Origin of the sequence: Streptomyces incarnatus, assembly GCF_001027185.1 — a bacterium.
In the GTDB taxonomy this organism is placed as follows: Bacteria; Actinomycetota; Actinomycetes; order Streptomycetales; family Streptomycetaceae; genus Streptomyces; species Streptomyces puniciscabiei.
Genome location: NZ_CP011497.1, coordinates 8,598,468 through 8,623,234, shown reverse-complemented (window position 1 = coordinate 8,623,234; position 24,767 = coordinate 8,598,468). Strand labels below are relative to the sequence as shown.

Genomic DNA, 24,767 nt, shown 5'->3' with positions numbered 1-24,767 from the left:
ATGTGCTCCTGTCTCAGACGGCCGGCTGCACGATCTGCTTGAGGCTGATCACCACGAACTCGGCCGGTTTGAGCGGCGCGAACCCGATCACGATGTTGACGATCCCCTGGTCGATGTCCGCAGGGGTGGTGGTCGACGCGTCACAGGCGACGAAGTAGGCGTCCCGCGCCGAGAGCCCCTTGAACGCGCCCTGGCGGAACAGCCCTTGCATGAAGGCCGTGCAGTTGACCCGCAGCTGGGACCACAGCTCCTCGCCGTTGCGCTGGTGCACCGCCCAGCGCAGGGACTCCGACAGCGAACGCAGGATGTAGCTGGCCGTCCGGCGCACGGGGATGTACTTCCACTGGCTGGCCAGCGCGTCGGCGCCGTCCACGGTGCGCGAGCCGAACGCGACGGTCTGGTAGAGGGGGAAACGCCGGATCACGTTGACCCCGAGCGGGTTCACCAGGCCCTGTTCGGCGTCGGAGACCTCGACGGAGGGACCGTAGACGCCGGCCAGGGAGGCATCGGTGCCCGCCGGCGCCTGCCAGACTCCCACCCGGTTGTCGGTCCTGGCGATGACGCCTGCCACCGCCCCCGACGGCGGATGCGACATGATCGTGCCCGGCTGCAGCGGGTCGTCGACCCTGATGTTCGGGAACCAGGCGCCGGCGTGGGGCGACCGAAGCCCGAGCTTGGTGGACTTCCACGCGGCCGCCGTCCCGATGTCGACGACGTCGGGCGGAGGGTCGACGATGAGGAAGGCGAACTTGTCGGCGCACACCCGGGCCGCCTCGGCGTACACCGTGAAGGCGTTGGTGTGGTGCAACGCCCTGGGATCGGTGGTCTGCGGCCGGACAAGGTCGGGCAGGCACAGGAGGTTGAAGAACGGGTCGGGCACGTCGAGGGCGGTGACGGCGTCCTTGAAGTCGTCCGAGTCCGGCTGGCCGGCGTCGTCACCGTCCGCGGCCTTCTGGCTCTGGGAGGCCTGTGCCTTGTCGTAGTCGTACCGCTGGCCGAGACGGTAGCGCGACGGGTTGGCGACCTGCTGGGTGATGGCGTATTCCGCCAGGAGCGAGTCGGTACCTCCCGTCGGCGCCTCGATCGTGACCTTGGCGTCGTGGACGCGCTCGGCCCCGGGCACCGCGGTGGGCCGACTGACGGTCAGGCGCAGGAAAGCGCCGCCCTCGTGGAGGGACCCCTCGACGGACGCGCCGGCGAGCTTGCCCAGGGCAGCCGCGTCTTCTCGGATCGCCTCGTTGAGCGCCGCCACCAGGCGGGTCACCAGCTCGAGGCGACTGGCCGGCCTGGGATCGTCCTTCTTGAAGACGGGCACCAGCAGTCCCTTGACCGACGTTCCGTCGTCGGTCTTGCCGTCGTCGGGCTTCCACCGGGTCACCGACAGATTTACGGCGAACGCCTTGTCGAAGGTGCCCGCCGCAGGTTCCTTGCCGATCTGGTAGACGGATCCGGTGGCTTGCGGTCCGTTCTGCCCCATGCCGTCCGCCGTCAGCTTCACCTCGACCAGCCGGGAACCGGTGGCCTGATCATTGACAACCGAGTCGACCGTCCGAACGTCGCCCGCCAGGGACGTGAGGTCCCCGAAACGCTCGACCAGGCCCGTGACGGGATCGACGATCGTGAGGTTGAAACGCTTCTTGTCGTGCGGCGGCGAGGTCGAGTACGGGTGCACACCGATGTCGAAGGGGTCGATCTCGACAAAGAGCGTGCCGCTTGCGGAGCCCGAGCTCAGCGCGGTCACCTTGAGGGAAGTCTTGGTGTCGGAGCCGTCCTGCAGGACCGTCGACGCGGCGGCGTGGGCGTTCTTCACCGGGAGCCGGATGACCACCGCCTGGCCTCCGCCGTTGGCGAAGAAGTGCATCACGGAGTACGACAGCGAGCTCTTGGCATGCAGTCCGCCGAAGTTCCGTTCGAAGTCGGCGAAGCTCAGGCACGTCACCGGCCGTTTGTCGATGCCCGTCCGGGTCGGCCCCACGAACAGCGCCACCGAGGTGGGTGCCCCGGTGACGGTTCGTACACCCGAGTCCAGCTCGCGGGTGTACACGCCGGGATAGGTGAGGTTGAGCATCCGATCGCCTCCGTGGGCCTGGACGTCCCGGCAGTGACAGCGGCTCGCGGCGACGAGTGACGTCGAGAGTGCACAACCGTGGGAGGCATGCGCAACGCCCCATCAGCTCGCGGCCTGCCGCCCAAGGCTCCCATCGGCTCAAGGCCACTGTCGATACGGCAAATGGTTGATCCACGTGCAGCGATATAGCTGAGACCTGGCTGGTGGCACTCCCAGGGCACACGCGACAGTGCGCTCACCCGCCTGCGGCCATCGCGCTGCGGACGCCACGTGCTACGCCGTGAACGAAGTACGGCCACAGCTGGATGAGCTGCTGTTCTCCTCGGTAGCGGGCGTTTCCGTGGAGTCGGTCGACGTGGCTGACACGGTCGTCCGGGTGGAGGCTCGGACGATGGCCAGCCGGGCGGCTTGCCCGGGCTGCGGGCACTGGTCTGGGCGATTACATGGCTCCTACATCCGATTTCCTCGTGATCTGCCGACGACCGGCAAGTTCGTCAAATGGGCCGTGCCCTCTGTCATCTCCCGCAGGGAGACGAGGCGGTCGTGTGACTTTATCCACGAGAACCGACGGCAGATCGAATGGATGCATGCCGGGCTCCTACTCCATGCGAGCGATCGTTGATGACTCAGGGTAATTGGTGGGTGGCCTTACGGTATTTTGCCTGTTAGGTGGCGTTCACCGGTCAACGAGCCTCGGCGGAGGTCGGGTGAGGGGACGCCAGATGCCGCGTGGAACCGACGAGCCGACTTCTCGCTTCGCCTTGCAAGGCCGCCTCATCACCGTCGACAGGCACGACAAGGTCATCGATGACGGTGTTTTGTACGTCGACGGTGGCCGCATTGCGGCGGTGCTCTCCGTCGGCGCTCCGGCCCCGGCAGGGTTCGAGGACGTCGTGCCGATCGTCACTGGCGGCACGGTGTATCCGGGGCTGATTGAGCTGCACAATCACCTGCCCTACGACGTCCTGCTGTTGTGGGCGGTGCCCAAGAAGTACAGCAACCGCTCCCAGTGGAATGGCAGCAGCAACCCGGCCTACCACACCCTGGTGACCGGCCCCATGACGGTGCTGGGCCAGGACCCCGACCTGATGCCCGCTGTGGTGCGGTACGTCGAGGCCGAGGCGTTCGTCAACGGCACCACGACCACGCAGGGGATCGCCCTGTTCAGCAACGCCGGGGCGCGCCGGATGTACCGGGGAATCGTCCGCAACGTGGAGGCCACCGACGATCCCCAACTGCCGGAGGCCGCCTCCCAGATCGCCGATGTCGCGGCTGAGGACGCCCAGAAGTTCCTGGCCCGCCTCCAGCAGCCGCGCCGGCTGCTGCTCTACCTGGCCGAAGGCACCGATCAGGCAGCCCCGGACCACTTCCTGACCCTCAAGCTCGCCGACGACCGGTGGGCCATCAACGAGAACCTGGTCGGCATTCACTGCACCGCGCTGAGTGCGGAGGACTTCAAGATCTTGGCCGGTCACGGCGGGTCGATGGTGTAGTCGCCGCTGTCGAACCTGCTGTTGTACGGGCAGACCGCTGGCATCGCCGCCGCCCGCCGCGCAGGTGTGCTCGTCGGTTTGGGGTCGGACTGGTCCGTCTCCGGCAGCAAAGGGCTGCTGGGCGAGCTCAAAGCCGCCCGGCTGGCCGCCGATGCCCGCGACGTCGGTCTCAGCGACCGGGACCTGGTGGCCATGGCCACCAGGGATGCGGCCCGCATCCTGCGCTGGGAGCACACCCTGGGTTCGCTGCAGCCTGGACTGCGCGCCGACCTGCTCGTCACCGCCCACACTTCCGGCGACCCCTACACCGCGCTCGTTAAAGCCGTAGACAGCGATATCCGGCTGGTCGTCATCGAGGGCACGGCGCGCTATGGCACACGCGACCTGGTCAAGGCCGCCGCCCCGCAGGCGACAGTCGAAGCGGTGCCGTCCACCAGGGCGGACGAGCGCGTCGTCCATCTCCACGAGGTGAACACCGACCCGATCGTAGCGGGGCTGTCCCTGGCCGAGGCAACCCGGCGGCTGGGCACCGCACTGGCAGCACGTTTCGTTGCCCTTCCCATATGGCACCCGTGTTGCAACTGTCGCTAATGGTGCTTCCATGGAGAGAGGAATATGCCCACGGGCACAGGAAAGACCCGTGCCGACGACAGGCCACATCGCGTAGGCTGCGTCCGGCACGAGGGTGGAGGGAACGGGGCCTCATGACCAAGGTCGTTCGCCATCCTGAAGGCAAGGAACGCCCTCGAGACGCCCCCTGGTACACGCTGTATCCGCGGCGGTGGGCGATGTCGGTGGTCGCGGCACTGGGCAGGCGCTGGCGTACGTTCAGAACCGGCCGAGAGGCCCGCAGAAGTATCGTGCCCAATCTGAGCTGGCGAAGGTATTTTCGACTCAACTTTGCTCGGTTCATGCGGGTGTACGCCTATCTCTGCGCGGCCTTGCTTGTTGCCTGGCTGGGCCTGGGCATCTACTATTCGCATTCGCCTCCCGGAAAGCAGTCGTGGTTCCAAGCCATGCAGTCCAGCACCTGGTTTGCCACCGTTAGTCGCTTTCTGGGGCCGGTCCTGGTGGCCGGGTTCGTGACGAGCCTCTTCCTGCTCTACTGGTACCACAGGACCAAGGAACCCATCGTCGACAAGGCGAGATACTCGCCGCACGACCTGGTCCCCACCGCAGGAACGCTCATCGACCGGATCGTCGGCCGCCGGGAGCTCTCCCAGGTCATAGCGCAGACCCTCCGTAATCGTAGAACCCGCAGACCGTATCTCCTTGTTGGCGGCGTGGGCGTCGGGAAGACCGCCGTCCTGGTGGAACTCACCCGGATGCTTGCCCAGCAGTCCGCCGTCCCAGTCCCGCTGCACTTGCGCGACATGGACGCGGACGGCGAACTCGATTTCGAGAAGATGGCCCGGCGCCGTTTCGCGGAGGAGGCGGATCAGGGGGTACTGGCCAGCGGTCAAATCGACAAGACATGGCGGCAGCTTCGCCTCGACGACAAGGCCGTTGTCCTCGCCGACGGCCTGGAGGAGGCACTACTAGACGACAAGCACCGGGACGACCGCGACAACATCATCCGCCGCGCCATAGACCGCGCCGACCGTCAGAAACTCCCATTGGTCATCGCCTCGCGCCCGCATGCTCCCCTGGAGGGCACCCGGGCCGTGATCGCCGATCTGGAGCCGCTCAGCGAGGAGGCGGCGCTGGAATATCTAATGAGGGAATTCGGGGAGGTGGACGAGCGCCGCCTCGACTGGATCGTGGAAACGGCCGAGGTCTCCGAGTCTCCTATCTACCTGCAGATCACCCGGCTGCTTCAGCAGCGCGGACTGCTAGAACACATGACGCTACGCGAGGAGTCCGACCGCCTGGATACCCGCAGCCACGACTGCTCCACCCTCAGGCTGTGGTTGCTGGAGACCTATCGCAGAGCGCTGGAAGACGGCCGCATTCACGACAGACTTGTCATGGACCGGGAAGAGCGGCGGCGGACAGTCTGGGTGGCGTCGGCACTGGCCTGCCTGGGCCTGCTGCAGGACAGCCTGGAGGTCACGTTCGACGACTTGATCAGGACCTACGCCGACGACCGGGCAGACGACGAGTCATCACGACGTTCCAGAAAGGCAGCAGCACGCCCCGAACCCGCATCCAGCGCCACCCACGGCAGTCGGCTCACGGTGTCCAAGGCGCAGCGCGACGCGATCTGGCGGGTGCTGCGCCGCCAGTTCGGCGAGCCGACCTGGCTGAACGCCAAGGACTATCCGAACGAGTGCCAGACGGAATTCGCTCGCTATGCCGCTAATGGGCAGCTTCTCGGACTGGTGAAGGGCTACGAGAGGAAAGTTCGGTTCCCGCACAGCATCATCCAGGCGTATCTCGGCTATCGCCTTCTGGACGACATGGACACCGATCAGATCTGCGAGATCGTGAAACCAGCGCTCCGCAGCCCCGGCCCGTCCCGCGAATTGCTCATCGCCCTGGTCCTCCTCTCCCGCCAGCGGGCCGCCCCCCGGGGCGCAGCGGTGGACGCACCCTATGCGGCGCCCGGGCGCCAGCCAGCGCCCGCGTCCCCCGGCCGGGGGCCTTCCGCGAGAATCCCCCAGCTGCTCCGTGCGGAGGCGCAGTGCCGCCAGGACCCCAAGTTCTTCGACCTCTACGCAGCCGCTCTGGAAATCGACAGCGTCCACCCAAAGACCGAACAGGACGGCATCGCCCGCGAGCTCGCCGAGCTGTGGCTGAACAAGGAGATCCGGGGCGATCACCGGACCTTGGAGGACGCCAAACTTCGCCTGGTGCGTCGCTTCGGCGCGGCCCTGCGCGAGCGCGAGGACCGCAGCGTGGAAAGAGCACGGCTTTCCCCCGGGCGGACACCGCAGCAGCCCCTCCTCCGCTACCGCGCGGACTCCAAACTTCGCCTGGTGCACAAATTCGGAGCAGCCCTACGTGAGCGGACCGGCCGGACACCGAAGCGGCCGCTCCTCCCCTACTGGGAACTTTTCGACATCGGCACCCACGAGCCCTCCCACCCCGTCCGCACAGCCATTACCCACCAGATCGCCGCGGGTGGCGACGGCGCCTTCTACGCCCTGCGCCGGGCCTTCCCGCTGGGAAGCGACCCGGTGCTGCAGTACCTGCGGCAGACCCGCGAGGCCAAGAAGCACATGGACGACGCCTATACCGCCTGGCTGACGGAAGAGGACACCAATCTCCCAGCAAGCCGGCAGCAAGAAGAGGACAGACGGCAACAGCACAGGAAACTGGAGGAGGAGTTCGAGAAGAAGCGTGCGGAGTCATGGCGGTACTTCGCCATGCGGGCCTGGCTCGTCCCCATGTTCGTCGGCTCGGTCTCCGACACATACCGCGACGAGGCGAAGGAACGGCTCGCTATCTGGCTACAGCACCTCGTCCCCGCCGCCCGCCAGCCCAACCCGCTGATGCCCCGCGCCGCACGCGGCGAGCCGAACTTGCCGCTTTCCATGGAGAACGCCCTCGCCCAGGGCTTCAAGAACGCCGCAAACCGTCGCAGGCGGCACCCCAACGCCTGCGACCAGACCCGGCCCTACCTGGTCAAACAGGCTGAGAAGATGCTCACCTGCAGCCGCTATTGGTACGCACAACTGAGCCTGCTGCACGCTCTGTGCCTGTGGGCACTTCCCGACTGCATCCGCTGCGCACCGGCGCCGACCGAGACGGACAGACGCCGGCGCATCCACCGCGCACGCACGTCCACCGCTCCCGACGGCGTTGGGGGAACGGCGCAGCCCCGCCATGCGACCGACCCTGTGCAGTCCGTGGGCCGCTGGCTTGCGATGGCGGGCACCGCACACGACACCGACCCGCCAGGCGGGGCCGCTCGGGAACGACGGGACAGGCTCCTCCACCCGTTCGTCGCCGAAGCGGGCGACTTGGTGACACTGGCCCTGGAGACCGGGCATCCGGAACGGTTCATCTGGATCGATGAGAACGGCGCCAACGACAACGTCGGCTCCACCCCCGCCGACCCTGAACGCTACCGCAAGCACAACCTGTGGATCGCCCCCTCCGTCGGCTGGAGCATCCTGCACCCGCGCGCGCAACGCCTGCTCGCCGACGTCCTCATCATGATCAACCTCACCGAGCGCAACGGAAGCCCCGATGACATCGAGGAACGCCTTAAACGCGCCAACAAAGCCACCCTCCCGCCCTGTCTCACAAAGGACCGCACCCCCCTACACCCGTTGAGCAGCGTCACCACGGCCGACAGGGATGAGTCCGGGTCCACATGCCTGCCCACCTGCCAGTTCCGACTGTGCCCGTACCCGCCCAAGACCGGGAAGACGCAGACAGAGATGGAGGAGCCGTTTTGCCGCCAACAGCAGCAACTCCTTCACAGCGGTTTCCGGCTGCGCCGCCCGACTGTGATCCGGCACACCGCCCCCTGGGTGAGCATCCCTGTCCGGGAACTGCACGTCTTCTGGGAGGAGATGGCCAACCGAAATCGCAAGACGACCGCGGACAACACCTTCTCCGACCGCGATCCGCCCTGATCCCGCCGCCGTTAAGACGATCCCCACCGTCCAGCCAAGCATGGTGGACTGGCCGTGATTCCATTACAACGTCAGCCGGCAGCTACGACGGCACGGTACTGCTGCGGGACCTGCACACTGGCCAAGTCCGAGTCAGCCTCACCGGCCATGAGGGGGTCGTGAACTCGATAGCGTTCAGCCCGGACGGAGACACCCTGGCGACCGGAAGCGACGATCACACGGCGCGGCTGTGGAACGTTTCCCTGCCCGACCCATACGAGGCGATACAGATGATCTGTCGAGCCGTGCATCGCGATCTGACGCCGCAGGAACAGTCCCACTACCTGCCAGGTCAGGCGCGCAGCCCCGTCTGCCCGGACAAGTGAGCAGAAAGGGAAGGCGGCCTTCGTAGTACTCGCCGGAATCGTGGTCCGCCGACGTCCGCCGACCCCCTTCGCGGCGGTCGACGCCCGCCGCATCCTTTACAAGAAGAGGTTCGGTCTCAGCGGCGGGTGGGCGCCGAAGGACAAGGCGCCGGTCCCGGCCGGGTTGCTCGCCGGTCGTACGGGCCGAGGTGCGGCAACGGACCGGCTCGGGCTGCCGCTGACGGTGCTGACGACCGGGTCGGCCGGCTCGCAACAGCGGACGTTCAGCTTCGGACCCAGGTCGACGTTGACCGGGGAGTAGGGGGCCTCGTGGTGAGGAGCCTGGGCGTCGGTGGTGGTGACGGCCCCGGGGGAGTCGATGACCCGCTCCCAGTTCCGCGTCGTGCCCAGGGTGGTGACCTGCGGGGTGCCTCCAGTGGAGGTGCAGGTCCGCACGTCTCGTTGAGGGTGGCGACGCCGAGTTCGGCCGCTGCGACCGTGGTGGACTCCAGTGTCAGAGTGACGTGATTGGTCCACTTGTGCCGGTTGCGGTTGTCGAGTTGGACGCTGGACGTCCACGCGAAGTTGGCGCTGCCCTGGTACCGGTGCTCGGGCTCGATGTGGAAGTCGACGCGCAGGCCGCCGGAGGCGCACGAACTCGTGCGGTCGTCCCTGACCTGGCCGACCGTACACGTCACCGAATCGACGCGGCGTGTCGACAGTGTGGTGAGGTGCGCGACAGCGCTGTGACGGGGCTTCGGAATGGGGGCTGCTTGCGCATCCGCAGCGAACATGGCACCGACCGCCACACAAGCGGTCAGGAGAGCCGCCCCCCCCCGTTATGTTTTCCGCGGTCCTGCAAGAGGGCCGCTGGCCTCCGGGCCCGGCATGACTGTTCCCCCCCTGTCGAACGGATGACCTGGGGGGTGGTGTCACCGGGCCTGGGAGGCGCCGTTGGAGACGCTGATGAGAGGTCCGACTACCGCCTGGCCTGGCGCAATGCCTGGCCGCTTGCGGGCGGCAGGTCTGCATAACGTGGATGCGCGCATACGACGCCAACGCCTTGGCCAGCACCGCACGAACCCTGTTCGGGAGGATGGGTTGGACGACATCGACGACGTGGGCGTCTTCCTCGGCCTGGACGTCGGCAAGAGCGCCCATCACGGGCACGGCCTCACCCCGGCCGGGAAGAAGGTCTTCGACAAGCAACTGCCCAACAGCGAGCCGAAGCTGCGGGCCGTCTTCGACAAGCTGGCCACGAAGTTCGGCACCGTGCTGGTGATCGTGGACCAGCCCGCCTCCATCGGAGCCCTGCCCCTGACGGTCGCCCGGGACGCCGGCTGCAAGGTCGCCTACCTGCCCGGCCTGTCCATGCGGCGGATCGCCGATCTCTACCCGGGCGAGGCGAAGACCGACGCCAAGGACGCCGCGGTGATCGCCGACGCCGCGAGGACCATGCCGCACACCCTGCGCTCGCTGGAACTGACCGACGAGATCACCGCCGAACTGACCGTGCTGGTGGGCTTCGACCAGGATCTCGCGGCCGAGGCGACCCGCACCTCCAACCGGATACGCGGCCTGCTCACCCAGTTCCACCCCAGCCTGGAGCGCGTCCTGGGCCCGCGCCTGGACCACCCCGCCGTGACCTGGCTGCTGGAACGCTACGGATCCCCAGCCGCCCTGCGGAAAGCCGGACGGCGCAAGCTGGTTGAGGTGATCCGGCCCAAGGCTCCGCGCATGGCCCAGCGGTTGATCGACGAGGTGTTCGATGCGCTCGACGAGCAGACCGTCGTGGTCCCGGGCACCGGCACCCTCGACCTCGTGATCCCCTCCCTGGCTCGTTCGCTCGCAGCTGTCCACGAACAGCGCAGGGCCCTGGAAGCGCAGATCGGACAGCTGCTGGAGGCTCACCCTCTTTCCGCGGTCCTGACCTCGATTCCGGGGGTCGCGGTCAGGACCGCCGCCACCTTGCTGGTCACCGTCGGCGACGGCACCAGCTTCCCCACCGCCGCCCACCTGGCCTCCTACGCCGGTCTTGCCCCGACGACCAAGTCGTCCGGGACCTCGATCCACGGCGAACACGCGCCACGAGACGGCAACCGGCAACTGAAACGCGCGATGTTCCTGTCCGCGTTCGCCGCACTGCACGATCCCGCCTCCCGCACCTACTACGACCGATGCCGGGCCCGCGGGAAGACCCACACCCAGGCACTTCTCCGCCTGGCCCGACAGCGCATCAACGTGCTGTTCGCGATGCTCCGAGACGGCACCTTCTACGAACCCAGAACCCCACACCTCGCTTGACGAAAGACATAGAGGCACCCCCCCGTTTGAGCATTCTCACGAGGTGATCCTTTCGCTGTTTTTTGGCGGACCATGCTTCGCGTGCGCTTGACGGGGCGTCAACGCCCTATGTTTATCTGACCTGAACGCTCGGCCGGGGCGCACGGTGGTCGGCCGCCGAGGCCGGCACGGCGATCGCCGCGGTCACGGCCGCGGCGGACAGCGCGGCAGCGGTCAGGCGGCAGGCAGTCGCGGAAACGGTCACAGGATCCCCCTGCATGGTGCGGGCACCACCCGGCCCTGCGCCCGCGCAGGCCGCAGGCGGGTGGTGCGGTTTGCTGGGGCGGGGCCCGGTCGGCAGCGCACCCACACCTTGGCCTGCCAAGTGCAGACAATGCGGGTGAAACGTGGACGACATTACAGAGCGTGCATATCTGCGCAACCCTTACCTGCAGCGTCCATTGCTGTTTATGCGCAGCGTTGACGGGCCGCCAAGCCTACCGTTACAGGAACTGACCACTGACACACGCTCGCCAGGCTGCGCCCCCGACAGCGACCAGGCCATCACCCGAAAGAGAGTAACGACCGCTGTTGAGGCTCTCCGCCGAATATCCCCGTCCGTTCTCGGGTTGTTTCCCAGGCTTGCTCTTGTTCCCCATCCTGCGAGGTAGACGGCATGCCATTCCTCAGGGCGGCGTGAACGGAAGTAGCGTTTGGTTGCACAGCATGCCCTGGTCGTTCATGGAGCGGACATGTACTCCCGCTGGATGTCAATGCCCCCGGCCCAAGGCTCACGACTGGACGCGCTCCTCAACGCCGCGAGCCGCTGGGTGATCCAGGCGAGCCAGCGAATCGAACAGCAGCGCGGGATGCCGGCGCGGTGGAGTCAATATCTACTCGCATCCGCTGCGAGCGCCATCCTGACTGGGGCCACGTTGCACGGCTTGCTGCTGCTGACTGGACTGCACGGAGCGCTCGGGTGGGTCGGTCTCGGCTCGGTCATTGCCGTTGCAACGCTCCTCCTCGTGCTCCTTGCACGCAGCTACCATCTGATGAAATCCGAACAGGAAGATCGGCGGCCGTTCGTCCTCTCACTGTTCGTCTTGTCAGCTGCATTCGCGGCAGCAGTGGAGGCACTCGCCGGACTCACAGTCCTGGGATCCCAGTACGGCATCTTCTCCGCGGCCCCACTGCCCCTGTGGTCGTGTGAGCAGACGTACTTGTGGCTGTCGGCAGACTCCGTACCGCTACTAAAGATCCCGCAACTTCTCCGCTGGGCCGAACCCGGGCCGCTGCGGAGCGTCTCCAGCGGGATTCTCGTTCTGGCCTTCAAGTTTTTCTTCACACTTCTGCTGCTCCGCACGGTGGTGGTTATCTTCCAATTGGCCGAGCAGCACCGGCGCAGCGAGCGGAATCTTGAGTTCTCGGTGCAAAAGCAGCTACGCATCAATGGCGCACGCCTGCCCTTGCAGTCCGTATGGCCCAGGGCGTCGGCGATGGCAGCGGCCGCGTCCGTGTTCTTGGTCTACTTCACCGTGGGCGCGGACTCGCCGGTCCGTACGTGGCTAACCGGACGCGTCCCAAGCCTCCATGTTCCCGGCCTCACTATCCACGCTGGGCCTGCGGTGTCCGCCGTGCCGGAAATTCTCGCGATCGTGGTGATCGCCAGGCTTGTGTGCATGGTGCCCCGCGAGGGATGTGAAGTGGACCGTTTCACGTTCGTCGAGGAAGCAAAGGGTGCGCTGCTGGACTGCATCGTGATGGCGGTGGTGATCCTGACCGCGGCTGCGGCGGCTCTGGTCGTCCTATATGACTTCCACCTGGCGGGCCTGGGGGCGCCCGGTGTCGACGGGGGGACGACGAGCGGGGCGGCCTTGCAGGTGGTTGCTTGGCACCTGGCCGACTCGTTGCCGGGACCCAATATTCCCGGGACGGTGCACTGGACGCTGCAGAAGGACTTTACGGGACCGTGGGCTGGACTGGTCATCCTGGGCGAGCTGTTGAGCGTGTTCCTCCTGCTGACCTTTCCGGTGTCACGGGTAATCGCGCGATGGGTGGACTTGCGCAGCGTCTGGGTCCTTCCCGATCCGCCGCTGGTGGAAGTGCCCGGGAAGGTGAAACGTGACCTGAACAGGGCCGTTGCATTCTTCGAACGCGTCAAGGGAGGCGAGGGTCTTGCCATCGTCAGGCGGTACGGTCAACTTCCACCGTACCGCGATACAGTGCCGATCGCACAACTACCCGACACCAAAGAGATCAGTGTGGAGATGGTAAGGGTCCAGCTGTGCCTGTACGAGCTGCAACGATCCCGGCGTGCAATGTGGGACCTCTTTGGCGACGGACCGGTCTACGCAGCTGCGGAGCAGGCCATCAAGTTGGTGGCCCAGTGCTATGCGGTGCTCACGACACCGAGGCCCACGACACCAAGATTCCGCCCCGCCGGCACAGGGCGTCTTCTGCAGTCGCTCCACCGACAGCAACCGGAACCCGCTGACGCAGTCCGGATGGCAGCGGATGCCGTGGCGGTCTACGGGCACCGGCTTGCCGCGCACTACCGGCCGCCGTCGCCCCCCGAAGCCGGAAGCCGGCCGTGACGTGCTGTCGCCACTCAGCCCCCGCCCGGGCTCAATCAGGGGTCGCCCAGTGCCCAGCCCCTGCGCTTCATCCGCCACGATGAACGGCAGCCCGACCGCGGCGAGCTTCGTCTGGAGGTTGAGGGTACGGGGCCGCGGACGCAGAACACGACGGCGGACAGCGGTAGCAGTACCACCGGCGCCCATCTCGCCGTGTCTCCGATGCCCGGCCCGGTAGCCGACCCAGGCCAGAGCCACACCAGGTACAACAGCACGGCAACTGACGGCTGGCTGGACCTGGTGAGCGAGCATGGTGGAGCGCTTCGGCTCGCCACTGCGGGAGTGGTGGGTCTTCGCGGCCCTGACGTTCACTGCGCTGACGTCCGCGTGCAGTGTGGTCGGGAACGTGCCTCACATTCGGTAGAGAGTTTCTCGCGCTGCATGCGGTCCGGCAGCACGGGCGCCGCATGGAGAGGGACGCCGGGCTGCCGGGGCGGTGGTGGTGGTCAGTGGTAGGCGCTGACGCCGGTCCGGTACAGCGCGCAGGCTGTGCCCGTGGCGCTGCCGCCGATCAGTACGGCAGGGTGCGTGCCTGCGCGCCAGGCCGTGAAGGCGGCGGCGCAGCCGATGTACGGGGCCATGGACAGCGCCTCCCACGACGGAGTGCGCACTTACCCAGGATCGCGGCATGTCGGTCTGTCGAGCGGCTCGGTAACTTTTGCCTGATCGAGCCTTCTGTCGCTTATAGTCCTGGCGCGCGCTGGATGAGTTACTGGGTTCATGGTCGGCCGTTGCACGCTGTTCGCTACCATCCCTGCACATGACAATGCGGGGGTGGCACCTGGGCGTCGTGGCGGTGCTGGCGGCGATGTGTGCCTCCGGTCTCGGACAGCCGGAAGTCATCCGTACGGCGTCGGACCTTGGCCCGCTCCCAGCCGACCGCTACGAACTCACGCCGCAGGACTACCAGCGAGCGCAGCAGGCATCGGCGTTGCTGGTCCGGCAGTGCATGGCAGAGCACGGCCACCCGGACTTCCCGCTCGACCCCCGCTACCCCAGCGATCCCATCGTCGCCACCGCGGTAGGCACCGACTACGGTGCCCTGGATCTCGCCGCCGCCCACCGCTGGGGCTACGGCTGGGACCCGGCAAAGTCCCGGGCTCTTCGGCCGAAGGGCCGCCGGATGACTAACGCCGAGTACGCAGACTTCCCCGCCTGCAACGCGGAGTCGAGCCGGCGGCTGATGCGCGGCATCGACGTCAAGCGCGACTGGCTCTACGCAAGTGCACGGACGATCGAGGTCGACAAGGCCGTCAAGCACGATCCGCGCCTCCGTAAGGCGTGGGATGTGTGGTCCCGCTGTGTGGCAGAACAAGGATTCACGCGCTATCCCGACCCCCAGGCGGCGTACACGGACGCCGGCGACCATGGCCACCGTGGTGCCCGACAGCAGCACGGCGAGCGCGCGCCCCTTCTGGTCGGCAGGGACCAGTGTGGCGGCGGTCGTCAGAGCGACGGCAAGGAACCCGGCGTTCGCGAGCGCTGCGACCACCCGGGGCACGAACAGTACCGAGAAGCTCGAGGTGGCAGCGCCCAAGGCGCGGGCTGCCAGGAACACGAGGCCGAACCCAAGCAGGCTCGATCGTCCGGGCCGCTTACGGGAAAGTGCAGCCATGAGCGGGGCACCAACGATCATGCCGATCGCGCATGCCGAGGTGAGCGTGCCAGCTCACGTTTGACGGTTTCATGGCCTGCCCGGGACGACGTGCGATGGGGGGCCCGAAGCTCCGGCTCCTACTCTGCGGGAAGGCCCGGCTCGGCGCTTGCAGGAGCGTTCATGCGGCGTGTCAGCGTCGGCGGGCGCCGTGCCGTCGCGGCCGGCCCGACGTCTCGAGCCCGAGCAGCTGTCGGGCTGGAGGAGGGAAGGGCAGCCGATCACTGGACCGCCATCTGGCCGTCGCAGGCATGCGGCACAACGCCCAGGTTCGGCTCAGTTGAGGAGGCCGGCAACGGGGGAGGCGAGCTCGTCCGGGCTGGTGAGGCGGAGACCGAGCTGTTCGGCCTTGGTCGGCTGTCAACCGGAGCCGCCGCCCGCGACGACGAGTCCACCGAGGCGAGCAGGCCCTCACCCAGTGCTTCACGATCGGCACCGCGCCTGGGCCTCGATCACGGCCGCGTCCGCCGCGCCGATGGTGTCGGCGCGATGGTAGTCCTCGTCCACGTGCACCTGGTTCCAGGTCGGCGCTCGGTGCCGTCGGCCACGTAGAAAGGCGTGGTCCGCCGCCACGGGGGGAGTAGCGGGCCCACCTGCCTTCACAGTGTCACATCCGTCCCCGGCGTGCGCGGTCTGCGCGGAAGTCTCCGCAGGAGAAGGCGACTTCAGTTGAGCGGGGCTGCGTTACGTGCGGGCCCGCAGCAGAGCGAGGACGGCGGCCGCGTACGCGCGGGACCGGTCCCAGACGGCGAAGTAGTCGGAATGCAGCTGGTCGAACTCTTCGTCCCGGCCGGGCTGGACGCGCATGCCGCGGCCAAGGAGAAGGTTGGCGCGGCGGCTCCCCTCCGGGCTCAGACCACGGACCCAGGAGCGTCAGCGCGGACCGGTAGGGGCCGATGGCCTCCGGGGGGAGCGCCGCTTCGAAGACGGACAGCATCTGCCCGAACTTCATGGCGCCGCCCTTGAGTTCTCCGAGCATGCGGAAGAGGTGGTGGCCGGTGCGGTGCTGCAGTTCGCCGGTGATGAGGTCGACGGGCCGGCCCAGCAGCCGATGCCCGAACCGCAGCGCCGAGCGGCCCGCGTAGCCGATCGGCAGCGAGGCCAGCCGCGCGCTGCACGCGAAAGCCGATCGCGGAATGGGCCGGGCGGCGGCACCGTCCCGGTACCGGGGCGGTATGGCCCGCTCGGCCCCGCCGTCCGCCGCCGGGCCGGTGCGCGCCACCTCGGCGGTGTGCTCCGGCGTCCCCTCGGTCCCGGTCATCACACACCCCCGGCGTTCGCCCTCCCGCTCGCACCCGCGGTCACCCGCGCCAACACGGCGGCGGGCGGTGATAGGCGGCGGCGCAGGCCCGTGACGGCGTTGCCGATCAGGGTGTGACCGGCGCCGTCCGTCATCGTCATGATCGACTCGGGATGGAACTGGACGGCGGCGATCGGTAGCGTGCGGTGCTTGATGCCCATCACCGTGGCATCGGCCGTGCGCACGGTGACGGCCAGCGCCTCGGGGAGGGTGCGCGGATCGGCGTACAGGGAGTGGTAGCCCGGACCGCGCGGAGCCCGATCCGGGCCGCCGGGCGGGACCGGGGCACGCTGGACCGGAACCGCTCCTTGGCCCGGCGTACGAGATCCGCGTACGCGCCGGGTGCGTGGTCGCGGTGCAGCCGCGGTTCGGCAGGCGGTGCGCAGGGCGCCGGGGGCGTGGCGCTGAAGAGGCCGTCGGTGCCGCGGCCGGCCCAGGAGAAGTCGTAGATGAGCAGGGCGGCGGTGCCGCGCCGCCGGTCCAGGTGCAGGACGCGGTCGGGCAGGTGCAGCACCAGAGTGCGGTCGTGCGGTGCGCGTTCCTGGCGCAGCGGCACCGGAACGAAGCCCAGGACGAGGCCGTAACCGAACGCCCCGTACAAGCCCCCCAGGTCGTCCTGCGGTCCGGCTCAGGGCGGCGACGAGGCGGCGCAGCACACAGAAGGCGCAGGACCGGCGGGTGCGCTCCTCCTCGCTGACGGGTCCGCCGCCCGCGGTCAGCTCCCCGAGGCCGGCGGTGACGGTGCCCGCGGGCTCGCCCACTGCGCGCCAGCCGGGACCAGGGCGACGGCCAGTGCGGGCAAGCAGGACCCCACCGCGCTCGTTCACGGCACACAGCCGTACGCCGCGCAGGTCTGCGGTCACCTCGACAGGCGGGGCGACATGGCAAAGATCGTGCAGCCGGTAGCGGCCGGGCTGATCGCAGCGTCCCGACAGCAGCAGGCCACGCCGCGTGTCCAGGGCGTCCTCCAGACGGGCCAGTTCGGCCTCGGCACGCCGCGGATCGAGGGGTTCGGTGCGGCGGGTCACCGCCAGGCGGGGGGAGCCTTGCGCCCGCCCCGCTCGGGGCGGGCAGCTGACCAGGTCGAACGAGTCTCAGTCAGCGAGGTCTCTCGCTTCGTAGCTGGCCAGCCCCAGGGCAAGCAGGGGCGGCACCAGTGCGTTCAGATACCAGGCCATGTCCGTTAGGGCTGGTGCTCCGGAGAGGCTCCGCCGGTCGATCGTCGGGATGAAGGAACAGTGCGATCGGCCAGCATGAAAAAGTAGTTGGCCACCGGTTTCCGCAGTTGAGTGATAGATGCAGACGCCGACGTGGTGGTCGACGTTGGCCCGTGAATCGACCAGGGCCAGGACCTCAGCTTCCTGGTCGGTTGCAGTCGACTGCCAGTCGACTAGGTCGTCGTTGTTGACCATGTAGGAGATACCAAGCGGTTCCTGCAGCGACCACCCCTCACCGGCCAGAGATCGCACTACGGCGCCCACGGTGACGGCACGTGCGAACGCGAGATCGATGTGGGCGGTCCTGGACATTCGCGGCTCCTGCGGTGGGGTTGATCGATGCCGGAAGCGTTTCACGTGTTGCATCGTCATGGAGCGAGGAGCACTCGTTTCCTCAGGAGTGCGAAGCCGGCTCGGCCGAACATCTGGCATTTGAGCATCTTGATGCGGTTGACGTGCCCTTCCACGACGCCCAAGCTCCAGGGCAGCGTGAGCCCGGCGATGACCGCGGCCCGGTCACGATCGATGCCAGCGGCGAGGGTATGAAGACCGGGCAGGTCGTCCTGGCGGACTGCGTCGAGCCACTCGGGCAGCCGTTGGCCCTCTCACTCGGTGAGGATCTGGGCGAAGGACGGACATGCCCGGCGGGGGCTTCCGGAACTGAAACCTGATGGATATGCACCCCGCGCTGCTTCTCCAACTGGCAGCGTTCGGGGGCCATGAGTGCCCCCACAGTCGGCGCCGCTCTGCTGCCTCGGCGGCCGTGACGGACCGTCTGGACCGTTCAGTGCCTCACTGACGGATTTGCGCGCAACGAGGGAGCCGCTCCTGGCTTGAGGTGCAATTCCGCGCAATCTCTCTGCGCGCTCCCGCTATCCGCCGCATTCTGGGGGCTCACCCACGGCACGAGAGGGAGAGGCCATGGCCATGCAGCTCCGCATGCTCGGCACCACCAGCGAAGACGGGAAGTGCCCCACCTTGTACGAGGACGTCGCGACCGGCGACATCGTCGTGCAGGGCTACACCGTCACCGATCCCGAGGACGTCGCCCAGCTGCAGAACATCCTCGCTGGCGAGTCGTTCGTGCGGGTTCCGCGCGAGCTGCTCACCCGCTTTGCCCCCACGGAGTAAGCGGCGTGCCGGAGTTCATTAACGACGACACGTTCGGCTCGTACTTCGAGGCCTTCGAGCACACGGCCTGGCGGCTGGAAACACGGGACGGGCCACCTCAACGATCCCGCGCTCATCGCCGCGGCCTTCGGTCCCGGCGGCTACCGCACCGAAGCGGGGCCCGCGCATGACGCCCGCCGAGACCAGGGCGCTGGTCGACATCCCCGCCTAGCTCCTGCCGCTCATCCTGCTGCCGCCGCTGGAAGTCCTGCCCGACGCCAGGGCGCGCGGCGCCGAGTGCGTGTGGGGCGGTGAGCTGCTGTCCACCGCGACGGCCATCGACCTCGGCGAGCGCGAGACCGACGGCGGGCACTGGTTCCCCCGCGCCTGCCGGCCCTGCACCCGCCGCGCCGTCCTGGCCTCGCGCAACGACCACCCCGGCCGATGCGAGCAGTGCGCGGACGACGCCACCCTCTGTGAGACCCGCCGCGCCCTGCACGCCCTCGCCCTGGAGCTACGCCGATGATCTGCACGCGTTGTGACGAGCCGATCCGGCAAGGCGCACCGCCCGAGGAGATCCAGAACCACGGCGCGAGCGCCGCCGGCGGCTCCGTCGTCGTACCCGCACGGCTCTGCCAGCGCGCTCCCCAGCAGACGGCGCCGACGCGCCCTGATGCTTCCTGACCTCGTCGGCCACGACCCGCATCCCCGGCCTCCACCCCCGCCTCACCCCTTGGTCGGCCACAGCACCGGGAGGGCATCACCGGGGCGCCGACGACTTCCCTCCTGGCTCCGCCGCCGGGCTGACGGCGGCGAGGCGCGGCGGCCCCGGCCGACGCGCAACCGCCTGAGCGCGTCCCCCCGGCCGCGGCCGCACCGCCCATCCCGCCCGTCCCTTCCTCCTTCACACCAGCCAAGGGACATGGGCAGAGCAGCCGCAACGGGGATGTCAGCAGGCCGACCACGGCAGACCGTCGTGGTGACCTGCACGGACCCGGGACAGTCCTGCGGGCCGCGCAGCACCTGGCGCAACCCCCAGCGCAACAGATAGGCACAGCGCTTGCCGCAACCTCGTGCTCCTGACCGCCCGGGCCGACCGGTCACGCGGCCCGGGCGGCGGGATTGAGGGGCCTGGGGAGGGCAGGTTGCTCGCGCCGAGCTGGGGGAGTTCGACCTCACCATCGACAATGCGGATGTCCACGCGTCGCGTCTCAGGGTGCCGCTTCGGGGGAACCCATGCGGGGGCGAATGCATCTCCCTGGCCGGGAGGCAGGAGCGGTGGCACCCGGCCTCCGCAGGGTCGCTTCCCAGGGGGAGTCCTCGTGACACGGCGGACAGCGGCAGTCTCCGCTATCAGCCTGACGGTAATGGTGGCTGCTGTGGCCTGCGGTCCAGCGCATCCGGACGCCAGGAAGCCGAGCACCGGGCCGTCCTCCCGGGCGACGGCGGCGACTCCCGGCGGGGGACGGACAAGTGTGTCCCCCACAGCCTCGACGGGAGCCGCATGCGGGACCGCGCAGCTGCGATGGAAGCTGACACTTCTCGCCGACAAGCCGAGCAAGGCGCCCACGGCTCTGCTGAGCGCGACCAACACCAGCGCCGCGCCCTGTGCCTTCGATGGCTATCCGAAGGTGCAGGCGTACGCCGGCAAAGGCCCTGCCGTCTGGTCGGAGCCGAAGGTCAAGGCGCCGGTCAGGCTGGTGTTGAACCATGCCAAAACGGTGGACTTCCCGCTCTTCTACCCGGCATCCCCTTCCGCGGACGGCTCCTGCGCCATCCCGGTCGACGACGCCCCGCGCATCGAGGTGCTGCCACCGCACCCCGCGTCCACCGACTATGGCGCTTCGCTGCAGATCACCGACCCGCACGGCCGGCATGTGACCCCGGTGTTCTGCGACACCATTCACGTGGGCGCACCCCGTCGGCGGTAGACGGCGACAAAATCTGCACATAGGTTCGATTGTTGTGCGATCATGACGACAACGGTGACCGCTGACCATGGTCTACCGGGTGCCGTCTCACGGGGCGGCAGGGGGAATGCATCGGGGGGTGCGCTGTGCGCTGGACTGGATCATGGGGCGTCCCTGCCTGTCCACACGTGAGGGCCCGCGCGTCGGACGGCCCGAATCGGGCGGTCTGCCGAGCCTGTCATCTGCCATGACGCACGGTGCACCCGAGCGGCGACCACGATCAGCCGCCACGGCTGAAACGCCGACACTCCGCTCCGTGGCGAGGAACTGAACTTCCCGCCGGCAAGACCTGGCCGCGCACTCCGCGCCGGCCGTCCATTCTGTGCGTGGCCCGGACTCGTCGAGCTCTCCGGCCTGCCTGACCTGGAGCAAATTAACTTGCATAAGACACGAATAAGCCTGGGGAGTGTGTTCGCGTTGTGCGCCGCACTTTTGCTGGGCAACGCCGCCGTGGCCAGAGCCGCCACACCTGCCCCGGCCCCCACCAGACACGTGACGGCCAAGCCGAACCGCACCGACCACACGACGGCCGTCGCGAGCCCTTCGATGTCCGTCACGCCTCCGTCGACCAACAGCGGCAGTTGGACGGTTCAGGACGCCATCCAGTTCTGGACGCCCCAGCGCATGGCCTCGGCCACGGACCCCTCGGGTCGCATCGCGCAGCCGCAGGGCTGGACGGCGCCGCACCGGAAGCGATCCGTCGCCACCGGGATCAACGGCGAGCACTTCGGCGGCATCAAATCCGTCGGCACACTCTTCACCACCACGGGCGACATGAAAGCCCATCACTGCACGGCCAGCGTGGTACGCAGCCCCGGGCGCAACCTCATCCTCACCGCCGGGCACTGCCTCGGCAGCAACGCGGCGTTCGTGCCCAAGTACGACCACACCAAGTCGGCGGGCGACCAGCCGTACGGCATCTGGCCGGTCGGTGAGTGGTTCCGCGACTCGCAGTACGCCTCGGACCGGAGCACCAACTCCGACCTGGACTTCGCCTTCGCGAGCCTGAAGGAGAACGGCGGGCGCAACGTCCAGGACGTCGTGGGCGCCAACACCCTCGCCCGGACACCAGGATTCGTCAACCAGGTGACCGTGATCGGCTATCCCATGGTCAAGTACGACTCGCAGGACCGCGCGTTCCACTGCCAGAATGTCTGGACGACGCCGCTGCCGGCCTACAACCAGATGCAGATCGACTGCGCCGGCATGTGGGGAGGAGTCTCCGGCGGACCGTGGTTCTCCAAGTTCGACGCCTCCGGCGACACCGGCGAGATCATCGGCAACGTGGGCGGCTTCCTGCAGGGCGGTCCCGATGTGAAGACCGACAATCCGCTGTACAACCGGATCACCTACAGCCCGCTGCACGGCGACCGGTTCTTCCAGGACTACGACGACGCCCAGCAGGGCCTGCACACCGACCACGGCCCCTACCACCAGCCGCCCCTGCCCTACTCCATGGGCAGCGGCACGACGTGGGAGCACGCCAAGCTGATGGCCGCCGGCGACTTCAACGGAGCCGGCCACAGCGACCTGATCGTGGTCTGGACCGACGGCGAGGTCACCCTCTACACCAACGACGGCGAAGGCCACTTCATCACCGAACGCCAGTTGGTCGTCCCCCACTCCATCTGGACCAACGCGGAGACCATCACCGCGGGCGACTTCACCGGATCGAACGAGTTCGACCTGATGGTCCGCTGGTCCGACGGCGAGGTCACCCTCTACGGCGACGTCGGCGCCAACGGCCTCAACGTACCCGGCACGCAGATGGCCAAGCCCCACACCATCTGGGAACACGCCACCCAGATCGCCGCAGGCCGCTTCGGCTCCTCGACCTACGTCACCGACCTGATGGTGCGCTGGTCCGACGGCGAACTCACCCTCTACACCAACGTGGGCGCCGGAGGCTTCGGACAGGAGCACCAGCTGCAGAAGCCCAAATCCATCTGGACCGACGCCACACTGCTCACCGCCGGCGAGTACTCCGGCACTCAGAAATGGGACCTGATGGTGCAGTGGTCGGACGGCAAACTCGACAACTACGTCGGCACCACCCCCTCCGCCCTCGGCACCGAGGCACGCATCCAGAACCCCAACGAACTCTGGACCCACAACACAGTCATGACCACCGGCAACTTCACCCCCAACCACCGCACCGACGACCTCATCGTCCGCTGGTCCGACGGCGAGACCACGCTGTACGCCGACACCGGCACAAGCACCCTCGGCACCGAACACAACCTGGTTCCCAAAGCCTGAGGAACCGCTCCGAGCCCACGGAACCGGTTGAGCGCGGTCGGCGCCATCCGCCGCGCCGTGCCCACCGGGACCTGTCAGCCTTGGCAGTCCGAAGGGTGCAGGACGATCGCGAGCACCGCTCCGTAGGCCTCTTCCAGGCCGGTCGGGGAGCCGATCAGAACGTGGCCGCTGAAAGGCCGCATTGAGGTCGCGACCGGCGTCCTTGTCAGGCTGAGGTTTTCGGTTGCGGCTGGGTGGCTTGGGCGCGCAGTTGCTCGTTGATGCGCTGAGCTTCTTCGAGCTGATCTTCGAGGATGACGATGCGGCAGGCGGCCTCTATGGCGGTGCCCTGGTCGACGAGTTCGCGGGCACGGGCGGCGATGCGCAGCTGGTAGCGGGAGTAGCGGCGGTGGCCGCCTTCGGAGCGCAAGGGAGTGATCAGGCGGTGTTCGCCGAGGGCGCGGAGGAAGGCGGGGGTGGTGCCGAGCATCTCGGCGGCCCGGCCCATGGTGTAAGCAGGGTAGTCGTCGTCGTCGAGGATGTCGGCGGGCCGGGTACTGCGAGGGGGCATAGACCTCTTCTTTCAGGGGATGCGTCGGGGGGCCCGGATGCCGTACTGGCACCCGGGCCCCGAGCTTTCAACACCATCTACTGGCCGACTGCGCCGGCCTTCTTTGTCCGCAGCTTCCGCCTAGGAGGGCGGGGCTGCGGGGATCGCGTATGCGTGACCGGGGACCACCTTCCAATCCGGGGCCTTGCGGTACCCGGGCGGACTGCTTCCTCGCCCGGGCGATCCTGATGGCGTTCTGCTCCTTACCTTCGGTTACTCGGTTGTACTGCTGGATACCGCGGGTACTGCTCGCGACGCCTTCGGGTCGCGTCCTGCTTGACCTGCATGCACGGCAGTTCCTGTCTGCCGTGCCCACTTCGACTTCCTGGGTACGGTAGAAACCGTAGCTCTATGGATGACCAATGTCTACCTCAGACATGACAGATTTCCTCCGTTACACCTGGAAGAGTGCCTCACGGCAGGTTGTGGCTTCAAGCTCGGCTGTCTTGGTGGTTGGACAGTGCCAGCAGGCCGCGCACGGGCAGTGAGCCTCTGCTGGGATGGCGGAGGGTGCCGTCCACGGCGCCTGCGAGGAACACGACCAGGTCGTGGTCGCTGGGGGCGGTGCCGAGGACCTCGTCCCGGCCCTGATGGTGCACGGTGACTCTCCGGCCCACCCGGTCCGGCGGGCCGATGCATGATGATCAGTGCGCTGGTCACGCCTCCCACGTGCCTTTTACGGGATCGCGGGGCGAGTCGGCCAGCGGCACGGTCAGGGAGTGTCGCCGCACCAGTCCCAGGCGGGTCGAACCGGAGGGGCGCGGGTCGTACAGCGCCCGCTCATCGGGGCCGAACTGTCCCAGCTCGGCCTGGAGGGAGACGCCGGCGTCGACTTCCGTCTGCGTCCAGCCGGTGATGTCGAATAGCAGGCCGTCCAGTGGCCCGCCGACCAGCTCGGCGTAGTGCCGGTCTGGCCGCAGGCCCCCGGTAGTCGTAGTCGGCGCCATAGACCCGGCAGCGCAGCAGCTGCTCGTCATCACGGTCCATCCGCGAGTACGGGGCATCGAAGTCCTGCGGGTCGCCGACGCCTCCGTGATGCCCGCCATCGTCTCGGCGAACACCAGCGCAGCCGTCCTGGGCATCGCCGAGCGGGCCGTTCAGCTGGTGCGCTGAGACCGGCATCCCGTCGGGGTGAGCGGGACGGTGCCAGGCCGTACCGCTCAAGCGCCCGCCGCAGTGCTGTTCAGCAGCACCTGCGCATCTTGTGGAGGGCGTCTGTCGAAGCGGCCATCGCCAACGCCTGGGTGTCAGAACTGCTGCGCGCGCCCGATCCCAAGATGGCCACCGAGGACATCGCGCTCGACTACAGACAACACCTCTC

General features: G+C 68.0%; 20 protein-coding genes and 3 pseudogenes. 12 read left to right on the top strand and 11 right to left on the bottom strand.

The window, feature by feature from the left end; translation table 11 throughout:
* Positions 1 to 13: 13 nt before the first annotated feature.
* A complete protein-coding gene (locus ABB07_RS39315; protein WP_208903170.1) occupies positions 14 to 2,068 on the bottom strand; it encodes a phage tail sheath family protein in 2,055 nt (684 codons plus the stop codon).
* 722 nt (positions 2,069 to 2,790) lie between these two features.
* Between ABB07_RS39315 and ABB07_RS41390 the strand changes: the two genes are divergently transcribed.
* The 4 genes from ABB07_RS41390 to ABB07_RS41640 all read left to right on the top strand — a co-directional run bounded on the left by ABB07_RS41390 (position 2,791) and on the right by ABB07_RS41640 (position 8,452).
* Entirely contained in the window at positions 2,791 to 3,561 is a 771-nt protein-coding gene (locus tag ABB07_RS41390) for an amidohydrolase family protein (protein ID WP_244189702.1), read from the top strand.
* Between the two features lie 6 nt (positions 3,562 to 3,567).
* Complete coding sequence (locus tag ABB07_RS41385) at positions 3,568 to 4,152, top strand: amidohydrolase family protein (RefSeq protein ID WP_425264837.1); 585 nt, start codon at positions 3,568 to 3,570, stop codon at positions 4,150 to 4,152.
* A gap of 113 nt (positions 4,153 to 4,265) precedes the next feature.
* Positions 4,266 to 8,087: an NACHT domain-containing protein gene (locus ABB07_RS39305; protein ID WP_208903169.1), complete on the top strand. Its 3,822-nt coding sequence runs from the start codon at positions 4,266 to 4,268 to the stop codon at positions 8,085 to 8,087.
* Positions 7,979 to 8,452 (top strand): WD40 repeat domain-containing protein, encoded by a 474-nt coding sequence (locus ABB07_RS41640; RefSeq protein WP_208903828.1) that lies wholly within the window; start codon positions 7,979 to 7,981, stop codon positions 8,450 to 8,452. Before ABB07_RS39305 ends, ABB07_RS41640 begins: the two co-directional genes overlap by 109 nt.
* 96 nt (positions 8,453 to 8,548) lie before the next feature.
* Here the strand turns inward: ABB07_RS41640 and ABB07_RS39295 are convergent, their stop codons facing one another.
* Entirely contained in the window at positions 8,549 to 8,887 is a 339-nt protein-coding gene (locus tag ABB07_RS39295; RefSeq protein ID WP_208903168.1) for a hypothetical protein, read from the bottom strand.
* A gap of 645 nt (positions 8,888 to 9,532) precedes the next feature.
* Between ABB07_RS39295 and ABB07_RS39290 the strand changes: the two genes are divergently transcribed.
* Positions 9,533 to 10,735: an IS110 family RNA-guided transposase gene (locus tag ABB07_RS39290; RefSeq protein ID WP_208903167.1), complete on the top strand. Its 1,203-nt coding sequence runs from the start codon at positions 9,533 to 9,535 to the stop codon at positions 10,733 to 10,735.
* A 731-nt stretch (positions 10,736 to 11,466) separates the two neighbouring features.
* Entirely contained in the window at positions 11,467 to 13,308 is a 1,842-nt protein-coding gene (locus ABB07_RS39285; protein WP_208903166.1) for a hypothetical protein, read from the top strand.
* A 485-nt stretch (positions 13,309 to 13,793) separates the two neighbouring features.
* Here ABB07_RS39285 and ABB07_RS39280 read toward each other — a convergent pair whose 3' ends face one another.
* From ABB07_RS39280 to ABB07_RS39255, 6 genes and pseudogenes are all read right to left on the bottom strand, one after another.
* Complete coding sequence (locus ABB07_RS39280; protein WP_208903855.1) at positions 13,794 to 13,958, bottom strand: hypothetical protein; 165 nt, start codon at positions 13,956 to 13,958, stop codon at positions 13,794 to 13,796.
* Between the two features lie 743 nt (positions 13,959 to 14,701).
* A pseudogene (locus tag ABB07_RS39270) lies at positions 14,702 to 15,016 on the bottom strand (MFS transporter); the annotation flags it as partial.
* Positions 15,017 to 15,685: 669 nt separating this feature from the next.
* Positions 15,686 to 15,808 (bottom strand): hypothetical protein, encoded by a 123-nt coding sequence (locus ABB07_RS41635; protein WP_279617437.1) that lies wholly within the window; start codon positions 15,806 to 15,808, stop codon positions 15,686 to 15,688.
* A gap of 453 nt (positions 15,809 to 16,261) precedes the next feature.
* Positions 16,262 to 16,486, bottom strand: coding sequence for a glutamine amidotransferase-related protein (locus tag ABB07_RS41370; RefSeq protein ID WP_425264796.1), 225 nt, complete (start codon positions 16,484 to 16,486; stop codon positions 16,262 to 16,264).
* The gene (locus tag ABB07_RS41365; protein WP_244189841.1) at positions 16,462 to 16,902 is read right to left on the bottom strand and encodes a hypothetical protein; all 441 of its coding nucleotides are present in this window, start codon (positions 16,900 to 16,902) and stop codon (positions 16,462 to 16,464) included. The genes ABB07_RS41370 and ABB07_RS41365 overlap by 25 nt, the downstream gene beginning before the upstream one ends.
* Positions 16,903 to 17,395: 493 nt before the next feature.
* Complete coding sequence (locus tag ABB07_RS39255; RefSeq protein ID WP_208903165.1) at positions 17,396 to 17,830, bottom strand: hypothetical protein; 435 nt, start codon at positions 17,828 to 17,830, stop codon at positions 17,396 to 17,398.
* 14 nt (positions 17,831 to 17,844) lie between these two features.
* On the opposite strand from ABB07_RS39255, the gene ABB07_RS42150 reads away from it, so the two are divergent.
* The 5 genes from ABB07_RS42150 to ABB07_RS39230 all read left to right on the top strand — a co-directional run bounded on the left by ABB07_RS42150 (position 17,845) and on the right by ABB07_RS39230 (position 22,857).
* Positions 17,845 to 18,189 (top strand): hypothetical protein, encoded by a 345-nt coding sequence (locus ABB07_RS42150; protein ID WP_425264795.1) that lies wholly within the window; start codon positions 17,845 to 17,847, stop codon positions 18,187 to 18,189.
* 256 nt (positions 18,190 to 18,445) lie between these two features.
* Positions 18,446 to 18,649 carry a hypothetical protein gene (locus ABB07_RS39245; RefSeq protein ID WP_208903826.1) on the top strand — a complete coding sequence of 68 codons (204 nt, stop codon included), beginning with the start codon at positions 18,446 to 18,448 and terminating at the stop codon, positions 18,647 to 18,649.
* Between the two features lie 280 nt (positions 18,650 to 18,929).
* Entirely contained in the window at positions 18,930 to 19,154 is a 225-nt protein-coding gene (locus ABB07_RS39240) for a hypothetical protein (protein WP_244189840.1), read from the top strand.
* Positions 19,155 to 20,103: 949 nt separating this feature from the next.
* The gene (locus ABB07_RS39235) at positions 20,104 to 20,559 is read left to right on the top strand and encodes a DUF4232 domain-containing protein (RefSeq protein WP_208903164.1); all 456 of its coding nucleotides are present in this window, start codon (positions 20,104 to 20,106) and stop codon (positions 20,557 to 20,559) included.
* Between the two features lie 531 nt (positions 20,560 to 21,090).
* Positions 21,091 to 22,857 (top strand): trypsin-like serine peptidase, encoded by a 1,767-nt coding sequence (locus ABB07_RS39230; protein ID WP_244189699.1) that lies wholly within the window; start codon positions 21,091 to 21,093, stop codon positions 22,855 to 22,857.
* A 205-nt stretch (positions 22,858 to 23,062) separates the two neighbouring features.
* Here the strand turns inward: ABB07_RS39230 and ABB07_RS39225 are convergent, their stop codons facing one another.
* From ABB07_RS39225 to ABB07_RS39215, 3 genes and pseudogenes are all read right to left on the bottom strand, one after another.
* Entirely contained in the window at positions 23,063 to 23,407 is a 345-nt protein-coding gene (locus ABB07_RS39225; protein WP_208903163.1) for a MerR family transcriptional regulator, read from the bottom strand.
* 470 nt (positions 23,408 to 23,877) lie between these two features.
* Entirely contained in the window at positions 23,878 to 24,045 is a 168-nt protein-coding gene (locus ABB07_RS39220; RefSeq protein ID WP_208903162.1) for a hypothetical protein, read from the bottom strand.
* A gap of 113 nt (positions 24,046 to 24,158) precedes the next feature.
* A pseudogene (locus ABB07_RS39215) lies at positions 24,159 to 24,433 on the bottom strand (hypothetical protein).
* Positions 24,434 to 24,436: 3 nt separating this feature from the next.
* On the opposite strand from ABB07_RS39215, the pseudogene ABB07_RS39210 reads away from it, so the two are divergent.
* Positions 24,437 to 24,559 (top strand): annotated as a pseudogene (locus tag ABB07_RS39210) (GMC oxidoreductase); the annotation flags it as partial.
* Between the last annotated feature and the right edge of the window lie 208 nt (positions 24,560 to 24,767).

Coding starts and splice junctions, on each gene's coding strand:
- ABB07_RS39315 (WP_208903170.1), bottom strand. CDS start 2,068: ATGCTCAACCTCACCTATCCCGGCGTGTACACCCGCGAGCTGGACTCG.
- ABB07_RS41390 (WP_244189702.1), top strand. CDS start 2,791: ATGCCGCGTGGAACCGACGAGCCGACTTCTCGCTTCGCCTTGCAAGGC.
- ABB07_RS39305 (WP_208903169.1), top strand. CDS start 4,266: ATGACCAAGGTCGTTCGCCATCCTGAAGGCAAGGAACGCCCTCGAGAC.
- ABB07_RS39285 (WP_208903166.1), top strand. CDS start 11,467: ATGTACTCCCGCTGGATGTCAATGCCCCCGGCCCAAGGCTCACGACTG.
- ABB07_RS41635 (WP_279617437.1), bottom strand. CDS start 15,808: ATGCGCGTCCAGCCCGGCCGGGACGAAGAGTTCGACCAGCTGCATTCC.
- ABB07_RS39255 (WP_208903165.1), bottom strand. CDS start 17,830: ATGTCCAGGACCGCCCACATCGATCTCGCGTTCGCACGTGCCGTCACC.
- ABB07_RS39245 (WP_208903826.1), top strand. CDS start 18,446: ATGCAGCTCCGCATGCTCGGCACCACCAGCGAAGACGGGAAGTGCCCC.
- ABB07_RS39225 (WP_208903163.1), bottom strand. CDS start 23,407: ATGCCCCCTCGCAGTACCCGGCCCGCCGACATCCTCGACGACGACGAC.